Raw genomic sequence first — 18,173 nt, forward strand, 5'->3', positions numbered from 1 at the left:
GATGGCAATTCCCGCGACATCCTTGCAGAACGCGCAGGCGTGGTTTCGTTTCGCCCGTGAGAGAAAACGCAGCCAGCTGGAAGCGTGGTCGGGCGTCGGCGACTGGGTCAGTCAGATAAGCCATCTGGTGCATATGCTACAGCGCGAGCGCGGCGCGTCCAACATCTGGCTCTGTTCCGGCGGGCAGCTTTTCGCGCGCGAGCGCGCCTTTTGCGTGACAGAAACCGACCAGCGCGCGGCGCAATTTCGCGCGGTGCCCGTGCCGGTTGCCACCGCAGGCAGCCTGCTTTCCTGGCACATGGCCTGCGCGCTCTGGCAGCTTGAGCAGTTGCCTGGGCTGCGCGCGCGCATTCTCGCCCGCGATATTGAGCCCGGCGAGGCGATGGAGAGCTTTAATCTGGCGATCCGGCATCTGCTGGATCTGGTGCCGGAGGCGAGCGAAAGCGTCGATGAAGCCTCGCTCGCCCGCGCGCTGACGGCGCTCTATAGCTTTATGCAGGGTAAAGAGCTGGCGGGCCAGGAGCGCGCTATCGGCGCTATCGGTTTTACGCAGGGCGCGTTCAGCGAGCCCCTGCGACAGCGGCTCGCTGACCGCATTGACGGGCAGCAGCGCTGTTTCGAGACGTTTTTATCGCTCGCCTGCGCTAATATTCGCGAGCGTTTTTATCGCCACGGTGAAGCCACGCGCGAGCTTGAGCAACTGCGTCGTCTCGCCTGTACGCGGCTGCCCGCCGATGACCACCGCGCGCGAGCGGTGCGCTGGTTTGGGTTGCAGACCACGCGGCTGGACGCGCTGCGCGATATCGAAGAGGCGCTAATCGCCGCGCTGCTGGCGGAGGCCCGCCAGTTGCTGGCCGAGGAGGCGCACAGCGAATCGCCGGAGGCAGCGCTGGCGCGCCGTGCGTCTTTGCGTGACGAGCAGGAGACGCCAGCGCTTGAGCGGCATCTTCTGCCGCTGGTGCGCCAGCAGGCTCGCGAGGTGGAATCGCTGACGCGCCAGCTCGCCTCGCTACAGGCGAACCTTGAAGAACGTAAGCTTATCGATCGCGCCAAAAGCTTGTTGATGAGTCATCAGCAGCTCAGCGAGGAGCAGGCGTGGCATCAGTTGCGCAAGCTCGCGATGGATCAGAATAAACGGATGGTGGAGATTGCCGAGGCGATGCTTGCCGTCGCCCGGCTCTGGCCGGTAACCCCAAAGGAGTAGCTGCACAGCCAGCGGGCATTTTATGCATGGAAATGGGGCAGAGCGGGGGAGTGTGCGGGGCGTTTTTCGCGTGTTACTGGCGGGTGCGCTGCGCTTACCCGCCCTACAATATCGGCTCTCACGTTTTTGTAGGGTGGGTAAGCGTAGCGCACCCACCATAGGAATAACCAATCACGTTTTTGTAGGATGGGTAAGCGTAGCGCACCCACCACGGGGATAACCAATCACGTTTTTGTAGGGTGGGTAAGCGCAGCGCACCCACCATCTCCCGATAACCAGGAATAAAGGCCGGAGGAGAGGGTTTTGCTCCGGCTAAAAAAAAATCGGCCCATGAGGCCGATTTTCCGCCGGGAGCCGGGAGCCGGGATTGCAAAGGGGGCGGCGGCGAGCCCCCTTTGCACGTTCGCGTTAGGGAAGCATCCATATAAAAAAGGCGTTATGGCGAACGGAACGTGTTCACCGACCTTGTATATTTCCCTTCAGCCTGGCCGTGTAAACCGGACGGCGGGTGCGTTGCACTTACCCGCCCTACGAAGGGGAGATGTGATGCGTAGGGTGGGTAAGCGCAGCGCACCCGCCACGGAACCCACCCTAAAACCTGGCACACCCCTTGCTTAATTAATCCTGACAACCATTTCCCGGCAGCTCGCCAACGGCGGCGGGCAAACCGGAAAGGATAAAGGCGTCCTGCAATGTCTTCGGGCATTGGCGGACGCCTTTTTTATTTTCAGGAGCAGCCATGAGCGATTCATCCTTTTCTCTTACCCGTCGCCGCCTGTTGCAGGCCGGGGCCGCGCTTAGCGGCGCAATGCTGTTACCGGGGCTTATGAGCAGCGTGTGGGCCGCGGGGTCTGACAAACCCGAGCTCGACACCATGCGCGTCGGCTTTATTCCGCTCACCGACTGCGCGCCGGTGGTGATGGCCGCGCTGAAAGGCTTCGATAAAAAATATGGCATCCGCATTCTGCCCAGCAAAGAGGCGAGCTGGGCGGCGGTGCGCGACAAACTGGTCTCCGGCGAGCTCGATGCCGCCCATGCGCTCTATGGGCTCATCTACGGGCTGGAACTCGGTATCGCCGGTAAAGCACAGCCGATGGCGACCCTGATGACGCTCAACCAGAACGGCCAGGCGATTACGCTCAGCGCCGATCTGCTGGAGAAAGGCGTTACCACGCCCGACGCGCTGAAAAAACTGATCGCCGCAAGCGAGCCAGGCGCTTACACCTTCGCCCATACCTTTCCGACCGGCACCCACGCCATGTGGCTCTACTACTGGCTGGCGGCGGCGGGCATTCATCCTTTTAACGATGTACGCACCGTGGTGGTGCCGCCGCCGCAAATGGTGATGAACATGCGCATCGGAAATATGGTCGGCTTCTGCGTCGGCGAGCCGTGGAACGCGCGCGCCATCAACGACCGCATCGGTTTTACTGCCGCCACCTCGCAGTCCATCTTCCCGGACCACCCCGAAAAAGTGCTCGGCACCCGCCGCCTGTGGGTGGAGCAGCACCCGCACACCGCCCGCGCGCTCACCGCCGCCGTGCTGGAGGCCGCCCGCTGGATAGACGCCTCGGACGACAACCGGCGCGAAACCGCGCAGGTGCTGGCGAAACGCGCGTATCTCAATACCAAAGTGCAATACCTCACGCCACGCATGCTCGGCGAGTACGACGACGGTGCCGGAAAGCGCTGGCAAGACGATCACGGCATGCGCTTCTTCCGCGACGGCGAAGTGAGCTACCCGTGGCACTCCGACGGCATGTGGTTCTTAACCCAGTTCCGCCGCTGGGGGTTGTTGAAAACCGATCCGGACTACGCGGCCATCGCCGCGCGCATTAACCGCACCGACATCTATCAGCAGGCCGCAGAGGCGGTGGGCGGGATTGCGCTGCCCGCGTCGACGCGTCGCACCAGCCGTCTGATGGACGGCAGCGTCTGGGACGGGCGCGATCCCGCCGCGTATGCCGCCCGTTTTGCCATGAAACGTTAAGGGGAAACCATGAAAAAGCGTAAACAGACCGTCAGCGCGGCGCCTGAAAAGCCCGCCGGTGAAGTGATAGTGATGCCCCGCGTGGCGGTGCGTAAACGCCGCGCGCCGCTTGCGGCCACGGTAAACGCGCTGCTGGCCCGCGTGGTGCCGGCCATTCTGGGCCTGGCGCTGCTGGTGATTGCCTGGCAAATCGCGGCCGTCAGCAGCAAAGGCTTTCCGACGCCGCTCAGCACGCTCGACTCGGCGCTGACGCTGTTCGCCGATCCGTTCTACAACGACGGGCCAAACGATCAGGGCATCGGCTGGAATGTGCTGGCCTCGCTTAGTCGCGTGGCGGTGGGCTTTGGGCTGGCGGCGCTGGTGGGCATTCCGCTGGGTTTTCTGATTGGCCGCTTTACCTTTCTCGGGCGGATGTTCAACCCGCTCATCGCGCTCCTGCGCCCGGTCAGCCCGCTCGCCTGGCTACCCATCGGCCTGCTGCTGTTTCAGAAGGCTGAGCCGGCCTCCAGCTGGACCATTTTCATCTGCTCTATCTGGCCGATGGTCATCAACACCGCCGAAGGAGTGAAGCGTATCCCGGAGGACTACCTCAACGTGGCGCGCGTATTACAGCTCTCCGAGTGGACCGTCATGCGCCGCATCCTCTTTCCGGCAGTGCTGCCCGCGGTGCTTACCGGCGTGCGGCTCTCCATCGGCATCGCCTGGCTTGTGATCGTCGCCGCCGAAATGCTCACCGGCGGCCTCGGCATCGGCTTCTGGATCTGGAACGAGTGGAACAACCTCAACGTGGAAAACATTCTCATCGCCATCGTCATCATCGGCGTGGTGGGGCTCTTGCTGGAGCAGGGGCTGATGCTTATCGCCCGCCGCTTCAGCTGGCAGGACAAATAAGGAGCGAACATGAAACCGATCATTCAGGTACAGAACGTCAGTCAGCGCTTCAACACGGCCAGCGGCGAGTTTCTGGCGTTGCAAAACGTCAGTTTCGACATCAACGCGGGCGAAACCGTGAGCCTTATCGGCCACTCCGGCTGCGGCAAATCGACGCTGCTCAATCTCATCGCGGGCATCACGCTGCCGAGCGAAGGCGGGCTGCTGTGCGATAACCGTGAAATCGCCGGGCCCGGCCCTGAACGCGCCGTGGTGTTTCAGAACCATTCGCTGCTGCCCTGGCTCACCTGCTTTGACAATGTGGCGCTGGCGGTGGATCAGGTATTTCGCAAAACCATGGATAAAGCGCAGCGCCGGGAGTGGATTATTCACAACCTGGAGCGGGTGCAGATGGGGCACGCGCTCAACAAACGCCCCGGCGAGATCTCCGGCGGCATGAAGCAGCGCGTCGGCATTGCCCGCGCGCTGGCGATGAAACCGAAAGTGCTGCTGATGGATGAACCGTTCGGCGCGCTTGATGCGCTGACCCGCGCGCATTTGCAGGATGCCGTGATGCACATCCAGCAGGAGCTTAACACCACGATTGTGCTGATTACGCATGACGTGGACGAGGCGGTGCTGCTCTCCGATCGCGTACTGATGATGACCAATGGCCCGGCGGCGACGGTGGGCGAGGCGCTGGAGGTCAATCTGCCGCGCCCGCGCAACCGGGTGCAGCTCGCCGACGACAGCCGCTATCACCAGATGCGTCAGCAGATCCTGCATTTCCTCTACGAAAAACAGCCGAAAGCGGCGTAAGGAGCGGCGATGGCGCAACGACTGGTGATTATCGGCAACGGCATGGCGGCGGTGCGTCTGGTGGAGCAACTGCTGGCGCGCGCGCCGGAACGCTTCGCCATCACGCTTATCGGCGATGAACCGCTGCCCGCCTATAACCGCATCCTGCTCTCGCCGGTGCTGGCGGGCGAAAAGACCGCCGCGCAGACGCAGCTTCACGACGCATCCTGGTATTTACGTTACGGTGTCACGTTACTAACCGGCGAGCGGGCGCTGGCGGTGGATCTGGACGCGCGCACCGTCACCACCGCGGCGCGCACGCTGCCCTGGGATGAACTGGTGTTCGCCACCGGCTCGACGCCGTTTATTCCGCCCATTGAAGGCAGCGGGCTGCCGCACGTGCGCGCCTTTCGCACGCTGGCGGATGTCGGGGCGCTTCTCGCGACGCCCGGCCCCGCCGTGGTGCTGGGCGGCGGCCTGCTTGGGGTGGAAGCGGCCGCGGCGCTCGCCCGTCAGGGGGCGGCGGTGACGCTGGTGCATCGTCACCCGTGGTTGATGGAGCAGCAGCTGGATGCGCAGGCGGGCGAGTGGCTCGCCGAAAGCCTGCGCGCGCGCCACATTCGCGTGCTGACCGGCAGCGGCATCACACGCATCACGCCAGATGACGTCACGCTCGCCTGCGGCGAAACCGTCCCGGCGCAGCGGGTGGTGATCGCCACCGGCGTGCGTCCGGCTATCGCGCTGGCGCAGTCCGCCGGGCTCGCTTGCCAGCGCGGCATTGTGGTGGATGACACGCTTCGCGCCTCGCACCCGGCGGTGAGCGCCATCGGCGAGTGCTGCGAAATCGACGCGCAGACCTGGGGGCTGGTGGCGCCCTGTCTGCAACAGGCAGACGTGCTGGCGGCGAGGCTCTGCGGCGAGACGGCGCGCTTTGGTTATGAGGAAAAAGGCACGCGGCTCAAGGTCACCGGTATCGCGGTTTTCAGCGCGGGCGAGGTGACGCCGGGCCCGCAGGCGCAGACGCTGACAAGCCTCGACCCACTAGCCCGCCATTATCGCCGCCTGATTATCGAGCACGGCAGGCTCACCGGCGTGCTGCTGTATGGCGATACCGACAGCGCCGGCGAGCTGATGAATCACTTCGGGCAGCCGCTGCGCGCCAGCGCCGGGCTGCTGTTTGATGAAACCGATGAAACGCAGCCCGCGGCTGCAGGATATGACACGATGACAAAACAAACTCTGGTGGTCGTGGGCCACGGCATGGTTGGGCACCATTTTCTGGAGCAGTGCGTCAGCGCCGGGCTGCATGAGCGCTTTCATATCATCGTCTTTGGCGAAGAGCGCCACGCGGCCTACGATCGCGTGCATCTCTCGGAGTATTTCGCCGGACGCAGCGCGCAGTCGCTCTCGATGGTGCAGGGCGATTTCTTCGCGCAGACGGGCATTGAACTACGCACCGGCTGTCAGATTGTGGCGCTGGATCGCGCGCGGCAGATCGTGCGCGACGCACAGGGTCACGAAACGCATTTTGACAAACTGGTGCTTGCTACCGGCTCCTGGCCGTTTGTGCCGCCGGTGCCGGGTCGTGACCTGCCGGGCTGTTTCGTCTACCGCACGCTTGACGATCTCGACGCCATCCGCGAACGCGCGCAGCACGCCACGCGCGGCGTGGTGGTGGGCGGTGGTCTGCTGGGGCTTGAGGCGGCGAATGCCCTTAAACAACTGGGGCTGAAAACGCACGTCGTGGAGTTTGCGCCGGGGCTGATGGCGGTGCAGCTCGATGCGCCTGGCGCTGCGATGCTGCGCGAGAAAATCGAGGCGCTGGAGGTCAGCGTGCATACCAGCAAATCCACCACCGCGATTGTCGAAGAAAATGGCGGACTGACGATGCAGTTTGCCGATGGCGACAGCCTGCATACCGATCTGATTGTCTTTTCGGCGGGCATTCGCCCGCAGGACAGCCTTGCGACATCGGCGGGGCTTATGACCGGCGAGCGCGGCGGCATCGTGATTGACGACCAGTGCCGCACCAGCGACGCGCATATTTTCGCCATCGGCGAATGCGCGCTGTGGGAGAACAAAATTTTCGGGCTGGTGGCACCAGGCTATCAGATGGCGCGGGTCGTTGCGGCGACGCTTGCGGGCGAGACGGCGGCATTCCGAGGCGCGGACATGAGCACCAAACTGAAGCTGCTTGGCGTCGAGGTCGCGTCGTTTGGCGACGCGCACGGGCGCACACCGGGAAGCCAGAGTTATCAGTGGACGCACGGGCCGAAGCAGATCTACAAGAAAATTGTCGTCTCGGCAGACGGCAAAACGCTGCTCGGCGGCGTGCTGGTGGGCGACAGCAGCGAATACGCCACGCTGTTACAGATGATGCTGAACGGCATGGCGCTCCCCGCCGAGCCGGAGACGCTGATCCTGCCCGCCAGCAGCGGCGCGCCCGCGAAAGGGCTCGGCGTGGCGGCGCTGCCGGAAAGCGCGCAGATCTGTTCGTGCCATAACGTCAGCAAGGCGGATATCTGCGCGGCGGTGTCGGGGGGCGCAGGCGATATGGGCGCGGTGAAAAGCTGCACCAGAGCGGCGACCGGCTGCGGCGGCTGTAGCGCGCTGGTCAAACAGGTCATGGAGTATCAGCTCGAACAGCAGGGCGTCACGGTCAAAAAAGATATCTGCGAGCACTTTGCGTATTCGCGCCAGGAGATTTACCACCTCGTGCGCGTTAATCATATCCGCACGTTTGACCAGCTCATCAGCCGCTACGGCCAGGGCCACGGCTGCGAAATCTGTAAACCGCTGGTGGGCTCGGTGCTGGCGTCGTGCTGGAATGAATACCTGCTGAAACCGGCGCATCTGCCGCTCCAGGACACCAACGATCGCTACTTTGCCAATATCCAGAAAGACGGCACCTACTCGATCGTACCGCGGATGGCGGCGGGCGAAGTGACGCCGGACGGGCTTATCGCCATCGGGCAGATAGCCAAACGCTATCAGCTTTATAGCAAAATCACCGGCGGCCAGCGCATCGATCTCTTCGGCGCGCGGCTTGAACAGCTCCCGGCGATTTGGGCGGAACTGGTGGCGGCGGGCTTTGAGACCGGCCACGCCTACGGGAAATCGCTGCGCACCGTGAAATCGTGCGTCGGCTCCACCTGGTGCCGCTACGGCGTGCAGGATTCAACGGGGCTCGCGGTAACGCTTGAGAACCGCTACAAGGGGCTGCGCGCGCCGCACAAAATCAAAATGGCGGTCTCCGGTTGCACCCGCGAATGCGCCGAGGCGCAGGGCAAGGATGTGGGCGTTATCGCCACTGACAAAGGCTGGAATCTCTACGTCTGCGGCAACGGCGGCATGAAGCCGCGCCACGCGGATCTCTTCGCAAGCGATCTCGACCGGGAGACGCTGCTGCGCACCATCGACCGCTTTCTGATGTTTTACATCCGCACCGCCGACCGTCTGCAACGTACCAGCACCTGGATGGATAACCTGGAGGGCGGCATTGAGTATCTGCGCGAGGTCATTCTTGAAGATTCGCTCGGGATTGGCGAGGAGCTGGAGCGCGAAATGGCGCAGGTGGTCGAAAGCTACCAGTGCGAATGGCAGACCACGCTGGCAAGCCCCGACCGGCTGACGCTGTTCCGTTCGTATGTCAACAGCGATAAACCGGATGAAGCCGTGCAGCGCCGCGAGCTCAGAGGCCAGCCGCAGCCGGTGGAGGTCGTGCAGCCGCTGACGCCGCGCGCGCCGGAGCGCCCGTGGCAGGCGGTGTGTGAGCTGAAAGACATTCCACCGCAGGCGGGCATCGGCGCGCGGCTTGGCGACATGCAGATTGCGCTGTTCCGCTTTGGCGATCGCGTTTACGCGCTCGATAACCTGGAGCCGGGCAGCGACGCCAATGTGTTGTCGCGCGGGCTGCTGGGGGATGTCGGCGGCGAACCGGTGGTAATTTCGCCGCTCTACAAACAGCGCATCCGGCTGCGTGACGGGCGGCTTGCGGAAGCGCTCACCGAGGCGGTACGCGCCTGGCCCGTGAAAGTGGAGGGCGGAAAGGTGTGGGTGGCCGGTCAGGCGCTGCTGTTACAGGCGCAGGCGTCATGAACGGCGTTAAGACCACCTGCCCCTATTGCGGGGTCGGCTGTGGCGTGGTGGCGCAGCGCAACGACAGCGGCACGGTGAGCGTGCGGGGCGATGAAAACCATCCCGCGAACTTCGGGCGGCTGTGCGTCAAAGGCGCGGCGCTTGGCGAGACGACCGGCCATGACGGGCGTCTGCTGTACCCGGAAGTCAACGGCGAACGGGCAAGCTGGGAGACGGCGCTCGACGCGGCGGCCTCGCGGCTTGGCGATATTATCGATAAGCACGGCCCGCAGGCGGTGGCGTTTTACGTCTCCGGGCAGCTACTCACCGAGGATTACTACGCCGCCAACAAGCTCATGAAAGGGTTTATCGGCGCGGCGAATATCGACACCAACTCGCGGCTCTGCATGTCTTCCGCCGTGGTGGGCTACAAGCGGGCGTTCGGGGCCGATGCGGTGCCGTGTAGCTATGCGGATCTGGAGCAGACCGATCTGCTGGTGTTTGTTGGATCGAACGCCGCCTGGGCGCACCCGGTGCTGTATCAGCGCATCGCGGCCGCGAAGCAGGCACGCCCGGCGATGAAAATCGTCGTCATCGATCCGCGGCGTACCGCGACCTGTGATATCGCCGATCTCCACCTGGCGCTGGCGCCCGGCAGTGACGCCGGGCTGTTTGTCGGGCTGCTGAACGCGCTTTCAGCACTGCTCGCGCCTGAGACGTTCGACGGCCAGGCGCAGGCGCTCGCGGCCGCGCGGGCGTGGAGCGTGGCGCGCGTGGCGCAGTTCTGTGGGCTGCCAGAAGCCGAAGTGGCGCGCTTTTACGACTGGTTTTTGAGTGCGCCCACGGCGATGACGCTCTACACCATGGGCATTAACCAGTCCTCCAGCGGCAGCGACAAGTGCAACGCCATCATTAACGTGCATCTGGCGAGTGGTCACATCGGGCGGCCCGGCTGCGGGCCGTTTTCGCTGACCGGTCAGCCGAACGCGATGGGCGGTCGCGAAGTGGGCGGGCTGGCTAATCAGCTCGCCTGCCATATGGGCTTTGAACCGGCGGATATCGCCCGCCTCGGGCGATTCTGGGGTAGCGAGCGCATCGCGCAGACGCCCGGCCTGATGGCGGTGGAACTCTTCGACGCCATCGGGCGCGGTGAGGTAAAAGCCGTCTGGATAATGGGCACCAACCCGGCGGTATCGCTGCCGGACAGCGACGCGGTGCGCCAGGCGCTGGCGCGCTGCGAACTGGTGATGGTGTCTGACATTACCGCGCAGACCGATACGGCTGCTTTTGCGCATATTCGTTTTCCGGCGCTGGGGTGGGGGGAGAAAAACGGCACGGTGACCAATTCAGAGCGGCGGATCTCGCGCCAGCGCGCCTTTCTGCCCGCGCCCGGCGAGGCGCGCCCTGACTGGTGGATAGTCGCGCAGATGGCGCATCGCCTGGGTTTTGGCGAGGCGTTTGGCTGGCAGCATCCGCATGAGATTTTCTGCGAGCACGCGGCGCTGTCGGGGTTTGAGAACGACGGCGCGCGGGCGTTTGATATCAGTGGGCTGGCCGCGTTAACCCGCGAGGCGTATGACGCGCTCGCGCCGGTGCAGTGGCCGGTGACGAACAAACAGCCGCAGGGTACGCCGCGTCTGCTGGAAACCGGGACAGGCTGGCGTGGCGGCAGGCTGAATATGGTAGCGGTTTCTCCGGCGCTGCCGCAGGCGCGGCCCGACGCGCGTTACCCGCTGTGGCTCAATACCGGGCGTATCCGCGATCAGTGGCACACGATGACCCGTACCGGCCGCGTGGCGCGGCTGATGCAGCACCAGCCGCTGCCGCAGGTGGTGATGCATCCTGACGATGCGGCGCGCTACGGTGTGCGCGAGGGCGACCTGGTAGAAGTGGCCTCAGCGCAAGGGTTTATGGTGGGCTGGGCGGCACCTGATGACGCCCAGGCACCCGGCGCGCTGTTCGCCCCGATGCACTGGAACGCGCAGTTCGCAAGCCACGGGCGCGTCAATACGCTGGTGGCCCCGGTCTGCTGCCCGCACTCCGGCCAGCCGGAAAGCAAACAGACCGCCGTGCGTCTGCAAAAACGCCGCACCGCGTGGCAGGGCGAGCTGTTTTGTCGCGATATGCCGCCGCTTGCGCCCGATCTGCTGTGGTGGCGTCAGGCGCTGGACGGCTGCCTGCATGTCACTCTGGCGGGCAATGCGTCGCCGCAACGCTGGCTGCGTGAAATGGCCGCCCGCGAAAGCTGGCAACTGCAGTATGCGCAGGGCGAAGGGGTCTTTCATCTGCTGGCGTGGCGCGACGGCGCGCTGATGCTGGCGTTTTACAGCGCGGCGCGTCGCCCGGCGGTTCAGCGCGAGGCGATTGCGGCGGCGTTCCTGGAACCGCCTGCGAACGCTGCCGCGCGTCATGCGCTGCTGGCCGGTAAAGGTGCGCAGAGCGCGCCCGCAAAGGGGCGCACTATCTGTAGCTGTTTCGGCGTGGGTGAGAACGCCATCCGCGCCGCCATTCGCGCCGGATGCGACAGCGCCGGGAAACTGGGTGACGCCCTGCGCTGTGGCACCAACTGCGGCTCCTGCATCCCGGAGCTTAAAGCGCTGCTGGCGCAGACGGCGTCACTGCCCGAAGCGGCCAATCAGACCGGTGGCGGCGAGCGCGTGGCCTTTGAGTTTCGTGAAGAGCTCCTCACGCGTCAGGCCGGGCGGGAGATCGGCCGGTAGATCGGTTGCGATAAGCGTAAAGGTGTAATGGTGCGCGCCACTGCCGGGCGGCGGGCAGGGGCCGTGCCAGGCGCTGGTCCCCGGCGTGTTTTTCCCGCCGGTAAAGCCTTTGCCCTCTGTCAGCGCATTGGCGGCAAGGCCAGTGGTGCTGGCGGGTATGTTATAGGCCACCAGGTGCGTCACGCCAAGCCCCTTCGCGCCCTCCGGGTCATGGACGATCAGCGCGAAACGCGTCGTGCCCTGCGGCGCATGGCTCCAGACCAGCGCAGGCGACTGATTCTCACCGGTACAGTTGGGGTTTTGCTTCGCGTTACCGGCGAATTTTTTCTCCATCATGCCGTTATCGGCGAACGAGGGGGACTGCAACATAAAAATACCGTCATCGGACGCAGCGGCGGCGTTCACAGCGGCAACCGCCAGCAGGCAAGCGAGCAGCGTTTTTTTCATCGGCGTGTCTCACGCAGGGTGGGAATGTTAAGCGTAGCGCACCGCGCGTAAACGGGATGAGGATTATCCTTAAAAGCCGCGTCAGGGCTTGTCGGGAGCGGCAAACGCGATATGGTATACTGTATAAATGTATCCATTTCCGGCAAAACCGGCCCAGGAGAGACAAATTCATACGTGATGCGGTGGTTATTGGTTGTCCTTCCCTCAGTTGTTACCGCCGCGCTGCTGCCGGTCCGTGCAGATGCGGCTAGCCAGAGCGACGACTACGTGCGCCAGGCGCAAAACCCCTTCGATGAAAATGGCGATAACCTGCCCGATCTCGGCCTCGCGCCCGAAAATAACGCGGCGGAGAAGCATTTCGCCCGCGTGTTAAAAGCCTTTGGCGAAGCGAGCCAGACCGACAGCACGCTTTCACCCGGCCAGCAGGCGCGCCATTTCGCGTTTGACCGTTTGCGTGACGCGGTGAGCAGCAGCATTACCAGCGAGGCCGAAAGCCTGCTGTCGCCGTGGGGTAACGCCACGGTGGATCTGCTGGTGGATGAAGAGGGGAATTTTAACGGCAGCAGCGGCTCGCTGTTTACGCCCTGGCAGGACAATAACCGCTATCTCACCTGGAGCCAGGTCGGCGTCAGCCAGCAAAATCAGGGGCTGGTGGGTAACGCAGGCATCGGCCAGCGCTGGGCGGCCGGTCACTGGCTGCTCGGCTATAACACCTTTTATGACCGTCTGTTTGACGACGATACCTCACGCGCCGGGTTTGGCGCAGAGGCGTGGGGCGACTATCTGCGCCTTTCCGCTAACTATTATCAACCGCTTGGCGGCTGGCAGCACCGCGCGGGTTTGCTGGAACAGCGCATGGCGCGCGGTTATGACGTGACCGCGCAGGCGTATCTGCCGTTCTATCAGCACATCAATACCAGCGTCAGCTTTGAGCAATATTTCGGCGATCAGGTAGAGCTGTTCGACAGCGGCACCGGTTATCACAACCCGGTCGCGGTGAAAGTGGGGCTGAGCTATACGCCGGTGCCACTCGTCACCGTCAGCGCGCATCACCGCCAGGGGGAAAGCGGCGTGAGCCAGAATGATTTAGGGCTGAAGCTGAATTACCGCTTTGGCGTGCCGCTTACTAAGCAACTCTCGCCGGACGAAGTGGCCGCCTCACGTTCGCTTCGCGGCAGCCGCTATGACCGCGTGGAGCGCACTAACGTGCCGGTGATGGAGTTTCGCCAGCGCAAGACGCTGTCGGTATTCCTCGCGACGCCGCCGTGGGATCTCAGCGCGGGCGAAACCGTGGCGCTGAAGTTACAGGTACGCAGCCGCCACGGGATCCGCCAGCTCTCCTGGCAGGGCGACACTCAGGCGCTGAGCCTGACGCCGCCGCTGGACAGCACCAGCGCCGACGGCTGGACGGTCATTATGCCCGCCTGGGATAACGCGCCGGGGGCCAGCAACAGCTGGCGGCTGTCGGTGACGGTCGAGGATGAACAGGGCCAGCGCGTGACCTCAAACTGGATAACCCTGAAGCTTTCCGCGCCGGTACAGACGCTGCCGCAGGACGATCCGCGCTATGAACTGCTGGCACCGGTGCCTTAAAAAATGCGTTCCTGATGTACCCAGACCGCCGCTTCGACGCGCGATTTGAGCTTCATCTTTTTCAGCAGATGCTTCACATGCACTTTGACGGTGCTTTCGGTGATATCGAGCTTGCGGGCGATCATTTTGTTCGGCAGGCCCTGGGCGATGAGCTTGAGAATATCGCGCTCGCGCGGCGTGAGCTGGGAGACATCGCGGCCTGACGTCGCGCGGCTCGCACGCAGGCTCGCCGCCAGCACCGGCGTTAACGCTTCGCTTAAGACCATTTCGCCCGCTGCCGCCTGTTGCAGCGCCTTGAGCAGATCTTCCGGCTCCATATCTTTAAGCAAGTACCCATCCGCGCCGCGCTTAAGCGCCGTCACTACGTCCTCTTCGTGGTTCGAGACGCTGAAGACCACCACACGGCCCGACAGCGCTTTTTCACGCAGTTTATCGAGGGTTTCCAGGCCGTTCATACCGGGCATATTGAGATCAAGCAGGATCAGATCCGGGTCGAGCGCTTCGGCCATTTCGATACCTTGCTCGCCGTTTCCGGCTTCGCCGACCACCGTGATAGCGGGTGCCATGCTGACCAACTGTTTTACGCCGCTGCGAAGCATAGGGTGATCGTCAATCAGCAGAATGGTTGCCGGTTCCGGGTTATTCATGAACTTCTCCTTCTGGAAGAGCGGGGACGGATGAAAACGGCGCATCGGGGATAAAGGTCACCACCACTTCGGTGCCGCCTTCTGCTCGTCGCCGTACCTGACAGTCGCCGCGCAAACTCTGCGCGCGGTCGCGCATAATAATTAAGCCGTAGTGGTTAGTGCGCCCGGCGTTATCCGGCAGGCCACGGCCATTGTCGGCCACGCACAGCCGTACCTGGCCCTCCTGCAGCGTGACGCTGACGCGAATTTCGCTGGCATCGGCATGCTTAAACGCATTGTTTAACGCCTCGCGCGCAATCTGCACCAGATGAATCGCCTGATGCGACGGCACCAGCCGCGGCGGGAGCTGATAATCAAGCACCACCGGGAAACCGAGCCGCGCGCTGAACTCCTGACAGCTTGCCACCAGCGCCGCCTTAAGCCCTGGCTCGTTGAGCTGTAAACGGAACGTCGTGAGCAGCTCGCGCAGTTGCCGCCAGGAGGCGTTCAGTTCATGGCGGATCTGGCCCAGCAGTTCGCGGCTCTCCTGCGGCAGCGCATCGCCCTGCATCTGCAGGCAGCTGATTTGCATTTTCATACAGGAGAGCGACTGCGCGATAGAGTCATGCAGCTCACGCGCAATGGCGGCGCGCTCCTCCATCACCAGCAGCTGCTGTTTGCGCTCCTGCTGACGCTCCAGCGCCAGCGTTGCAGTGAGCTGCTCCATGAGCGTGTCGATCATCTGCTGCTGGTCGCGGCTCAGATGACAACCCGCGGGCAACGTCGCCAGCAGGAGGCCATACTGGGTGTGAAGATCGCCAAGCCGCCATTTCAGCGTCGTGCCGGTTTCGCTCTCCGTGCGCAGATGCCGCGGGCAAAGATGACAGCCGATTTCGTCGCAGCGCTCGTCCGGTTGCCAGACAAACTCCTGATAGTGCTCTTCGTCGTCCACTTCATAAACGCGCAGTGCGATATCGCGCAGCAGCGTGAGATTTTGCAGGCGCGTCAGCACCGGTGCCAGCCGCTCGCACAGCGGCACGTCGGAATGCAGGCGACGGTTCGCCTCCCACAAAAACGACAGGATCTGGTTTTTCTGCTCAAGCCCGGCGGTTTTTTCCTGCACGCGTTGCTCAAGGCTCGCGTAGCTTTCGGCAAGCTCCGCCGACATGCTGTTAAGCGCATGGCCAAGCGTTGCCATCTCATCGCGCCCGGAGACGCTGGCGCGCTGGCTGAAATCGCGGTGGCCCACGGCGTGGGCTATTTCAAGCAGCTGTCGCCACGGGCGCAGCAGGCGGCGGCGCAGCCAGAGCAGGGTAAAGAGCAGTAAAAGCCCCATCAGCAGCGCCATGCCGCGCTGCAACATGACTATCTGCGCGATGCGGTGTTCAGTGGAGCTGTCAAAGGCGCTGACCAGCGCGTCTATCTGGCCGACAAACTGCGTGACTTGCCCGCTCACCTCCTGCGGCGAATGGGCGTCGCGCAGCGCGGGCGCAAGATGCTGTCGCCAGTAGCGCTGGATAGCCAGCAGCGCTGCCTGCTGACCATCGCGCACCGCGGCCTGCTGCAGCTCATCGCTCCAGGCGGTGCGCTCCATCTCGTTAAACATCCCGGTGCGGGTAGTGCCGACCGGGACGGCGGCGAGCAGACGATAGCTCTGCATGCGCAGCGACCCGGCTTTGTTGATAGCATGCGCGCTGCCCTGAACGCCCTGCGCCAGCCAGCCCGCCAGCGCCATGCCCCCCATGCCGAGGCCGGCGAGCAGTAGCACGATGATCGCCAGTTGATTAGCGAGGGTCAGCGGGGAAAAGCGTCGTTTCAGCATGGCGATGCGCGCTCCTTAACGCGGCGTCGGGACAGGCGTAGGATCTATTCTCAGGTATCCCCTGGAGTATACCCATACCCATTGTGGATTACTCCTTAATTGCCATTCATGTCACCCATTGTACACCGGCGGCATGCGCACAAGCGCTGCGTCTGAAAAACCACACTTTTTTTAGCGCTTAGCTCTACTCCCTGGGGGGTAAGGCGTTTTTTTGCACAAATCAGAGAGCGTATATCCATTGATTTACATCAACTTAAGCGCGCGGCGAGACGCTACCGTGGCGGCATTATCCCCTTCATGTTTGAGGTGTTTATGAGTGACTCTTCCGCTGCGGCACGTTCCACAAGCGGGTTGATTACCGACTGGCGACCTGAGGATGTTCAGTTCTGGCAGCGTACCGGCCAGCACACCGCCCGTCGTAATCTGTGGATCTCCGTGCCTTGTCTGCTGCTCGCTTTCTGCGTCTGGATGTTGTTCAGCGCAGTGGCGGTCAATCTGAATAAGGTGGGCTTTCGTTTTACCACCGATCAGCTGTTTATGCTGACCGCGCTGCCGTCGGTCTCCGGCGCGCTGCTGCGCGTGCCCTACTCCTTTATGGTGCCGATTTTCGGCGGTCGTCGCTGGACGGCGTTCAGCACCGGCATCCTGATTATTCCGTGCGTGTGGCTGGGTTTTGCCGTGCAGGATCCTTCCACGTCCTTTGGCACGTTTATCATCATTTCACTGCTGTGCGGTTTTGCCGGGGCGAACTTCGCGTCCAGCATGGCGAACATCAGCTTTTTCTTCCCGAAACAGAAACAGGGCGGGGCGCTCGGTATTAACGGCGGTCTCGGCAACCTGGGCGTCAGCGTGATGCAGCTGGTCGCGCCGCTTGCGATTTCGCTCTCCATCTTCGCCGCGTTCGGCAGCGAAGGCGTTATGCAGGATGACGGCACGCGCCTTTATCTGGAAAACGCCGCGTGGGTGTGGGTGCCGTTCCTCGCAGTCTTTACGCTGGCGGCGTGGTTTGGCATGAACGATCTGGCGACTTCGAAAGCGTCTTTCCGCGCGCAGCTTCCGGTGCTTAAACGCGGTCATCTGTGGATGATGAGCCTGCTGTATCTCGCGACCTTCGGCTCGTTCATCGGCTTCTCGGCGGGTTTTGCGATGCTTTCAAAAACCCAGTTCCCGCAAGTGAACGTGATGCACTTTGCTTTCTTCGGGCCGCTGCTCGGCGCGCTGGCGCGCTCGGCAGGCGGGGCGATTTCTGACCGTCTGGGCGGTACGCGCGTAACGCTGGTGAACTTCGTTCTGATGGCGGTGTTCAGCGCGCTGCTGTTTGTAACGCTGCCGTCAGGCGGTGTGGGCGGCAATTTTGCGGCCTTCTTTGGCGTGTTCCTGGCGCTGTTCCTGACCGCCGGGCTCGGCAGTGGTTCGACGTTCCAGATGATTTCGGTGATTTTCCGCAAACTGACCATGGATCGCGTGAAAGCGGCAGGCGGCAGCGATGAGCAGGCGATGCGTGAAGCCGCGACTGACACCGCGGCGGCGCTCGGGTTTATCTCCGCGATTGGCGCCATTGGCGGGTTCTTTATCCCGAAAGCGTTTGGTACATCGCTGGCGCTCACCGGCTCACCGGCAGGCGCGATGAAAGTCTTCTTAGTGTTTTATATTGCTTGCGTAGTGCTGACCTGGGCCGTCTATGGCCGTAAATCAGCACGCTGACCCCTTAACCTTTTGGTTATCCTTTGCGCGGCCTGGCCGCGCTTTTTTTATGCCTGAGTTAGTTACAACATACTTATTGATGGCTTTAGCGTTTCAGTGCGGGCCGGGGGCGATAAAACGGCAAATAAGCGTGGCGGAGCTCACGTTCACTTTCAGACTACCCCTTAATACCCGACGGTTAACCGAAAGCGGTTAAAAAATCGTCATTTTGATAAAAAATATATTATATACAAAGAGTTAATGGATTGTCCTGTATCCCCCTTTGGGGGTAATGACATTTTGCGGTGCATTTTCTAAGCCAGACCGCGTTGATCGTTGTCAA

Annotated in this window: 12 protein-coding genes; 8 read left to right on the top strand and 4 right to left on the bottom strand. The window is 62.8% G+C overall.

Annotated elements, in window-relative coordinates; translation table 11 throughout:
* The first annotated feature begins 1 nt into the window (after position 1).
* Positions 2 to 1,204, top strand: coding sequence for a nitrate regulatory protein (locus G6041_RS03785; RefSeq protein WP_012124540.1), 1,203 nt, complete (start codon positions 2 to 4; stop codon positions 1,202 to 1,204).
* 618 nt (positions 1,205 to 1,822) lie between these two features.
* Here G6041_RS03785 and G6041_RS21535 read toward each other — a convergent pair.
* Positions 1,823 to 1,945, bottom strand: coding sequence for a hypothetical protein (locus G6041_RS21535; protein ID WP_007868408.1), 123 nt, complete (start codon positions 1,943 to 1,945; stop codon positions 1,823 to 1,825).
* Here G6041_RS21535 and G6041_RS03790 point away from each other — a divergent pair.
* Genes G6041_RS03790 through G6041_RS03810 form a run of 5 tightly spaced genes read left to right on the top strand, consistent with a single transcriptional unit; the run spans position 1,944 to position 11,659 of the window.
* Complete coding sequence (locus G6041_RS03790; protein ID WP_012124541.1) at positions 1,944 to 3,194, top strand: CmpA/NrtA family ABC transporter substrate-binding protein; 1,251 nt, start codon at positions 1,944 to 1,946, stop codon at positions 3,192 to 3,194. The two genes, G6041_RS21535 and G6041_RS03790, sit on opposite strands and share 2 nt — an antisense overlap.
* Before the next feature lie 9 nt (positions 3,195 to 3,203).
* Complete coding sequence (gene ntrB / locus G6041_RS03795; protein ID WP_012124542.1) at positions 3,204 to 4,085, top strand: nitrate ABC transporter permease; 882 nt, start codon at positions 3,204 to 3,206, stop codon at positions 4,083 to 4,085.
* A 9-nt stretch (positions 4,086 to 4,094) separates the two neighbouring features.
* Positions 4,095 to 4,883: an ABC transporter ATP-binding protein gene (locus tag G6041_RS03800; RefSeq protein ID WP_012124543.1), complete on the top strand. Its 789-nt coding sequence runs from the start codon at positions 4,095 to 4,097 to the stop codon at positions 4,881 to 4,883.
* A 9-nt stretch (positions 4,884 to 4,892) separates the two neighbouring features.
* On the top strand, positions 4,893 to 8,960 hold the full coding sequence (gene nirB, locus G6041_RS03805) for a nitrite reductase large subunit NirB (RefSeq protein ID WP_012124544.1): 4,068 nt from the start codon (positions 4,893 to 4,895) through the stop codon (positions 8,958 to 8,960).
* Positions 8,957 to 11,659: a nitrate reductase gene (locus tag G6041_RS03810; protein WP_012124545.1), complete on the top strand. Its 2,703-nt coding sequence runs from the start codon at positions 8,957 to 8,959 to the stop codon at positions 11,657 to 11,659. The genes nirB and G6041_RS03810 overlap by 4 nt, the downstream gene beginning before the upstream one ends.
* Here the strand turns inward: G6041_RS03810 and G6041_RS03815 are convergent.
* On the bottom strand, positions 11,555 to 12,106 hold the full coding sequence (locus tag G6041_RS03815) for a YbhB/YbcL family Raf kinase inhibitor-like protein (RefSeq protein ID WP_012124546.1): 552 nt from the start codon (positions 12,104 to 12,106) through the stop codon (positions 11,555 to 11,557). The genes G6041_RS03810 and G6041_RS03815 overlap by 105 nt on opposite strands.
* A 177-nt stretch (positions 12,107 to 12,283) precedes the next feature.
* On the opposite strand from G6041_RS03815, the gene G6041_RS03820 reads away from it, so the two are divergent.
* Entirely contained in the window at positions 12,284 to 13,699 is a 1,416-nt protein-coding gene (locus G6041_RS03820) for a YchO/YchP family invasin (RefSeq protein WP_012124547.1), read from the top strand.
* Here the strand turns inward: G6041_RS03820 and narL are convergent.
* Together narL and narX are read right to left on the bottom strand one after the other, a co-directional pair.
* Positions 13,696 to 14,346: a two-component system response regulator NarL gene (gene narL, locus G6041_RS03825; protein ID WP_007698510.1), complete on the bottom strand. Its 651-nt coding sequence runs from the start codon at positions 14,344 to 14,346 to the stop codon at positions 13,696 to 13,698. The two genes, G6041_RS03820 and narL, sit on opposite strands and share 4 nt — an antisense overlap.
* A complete protein-coding gene (gene narX, locus G6041_RS03830; protein WP_012124548.1) occupies positions 14,339 to 16,147 on the bottom strand; it encodes a nitrate/nitrite two-component system sensor histidine kinase NarX in 1,809 nt (602 codons plus the stop codon). Before narX ends, narL begins: the two co-directional genes overlap by 8 nt.
* Positions 16,148 to 16,459: 312 nt before the next feature.
* Here narX and G6041_RS03835 point away from each other — a divergent pair, with 312 nt between their 5' ends.
* Positions 16,460 to 17,851 carry a NarK family nitrate/nitrite MFS transporter gene (locus tag G6041_RS03835; protein ID WP_087601209.1) on the top strand — a complete coding sequence of 464 codons (1,392 nt, stop codon included), beginning with the start codon at positions 16,460 to 16,462 and terminating at the stop codon, positions 17,849 to 17,851.
* The last annotated feature ends 322 nt before the right edge of the window (positions 17,852 to 18,173 follow it).

It is taken from the genome of Cronobacter sp. HA18003 (assembly GCF_011605905.1).
Classification (GTDB): domain Bacteria; phylum Pseudomonadota; class Gammaproteobacteria; order Enterobacterales; family Enterobacteriaceae; genus Cronobacter; species Cronobacter sakazakii.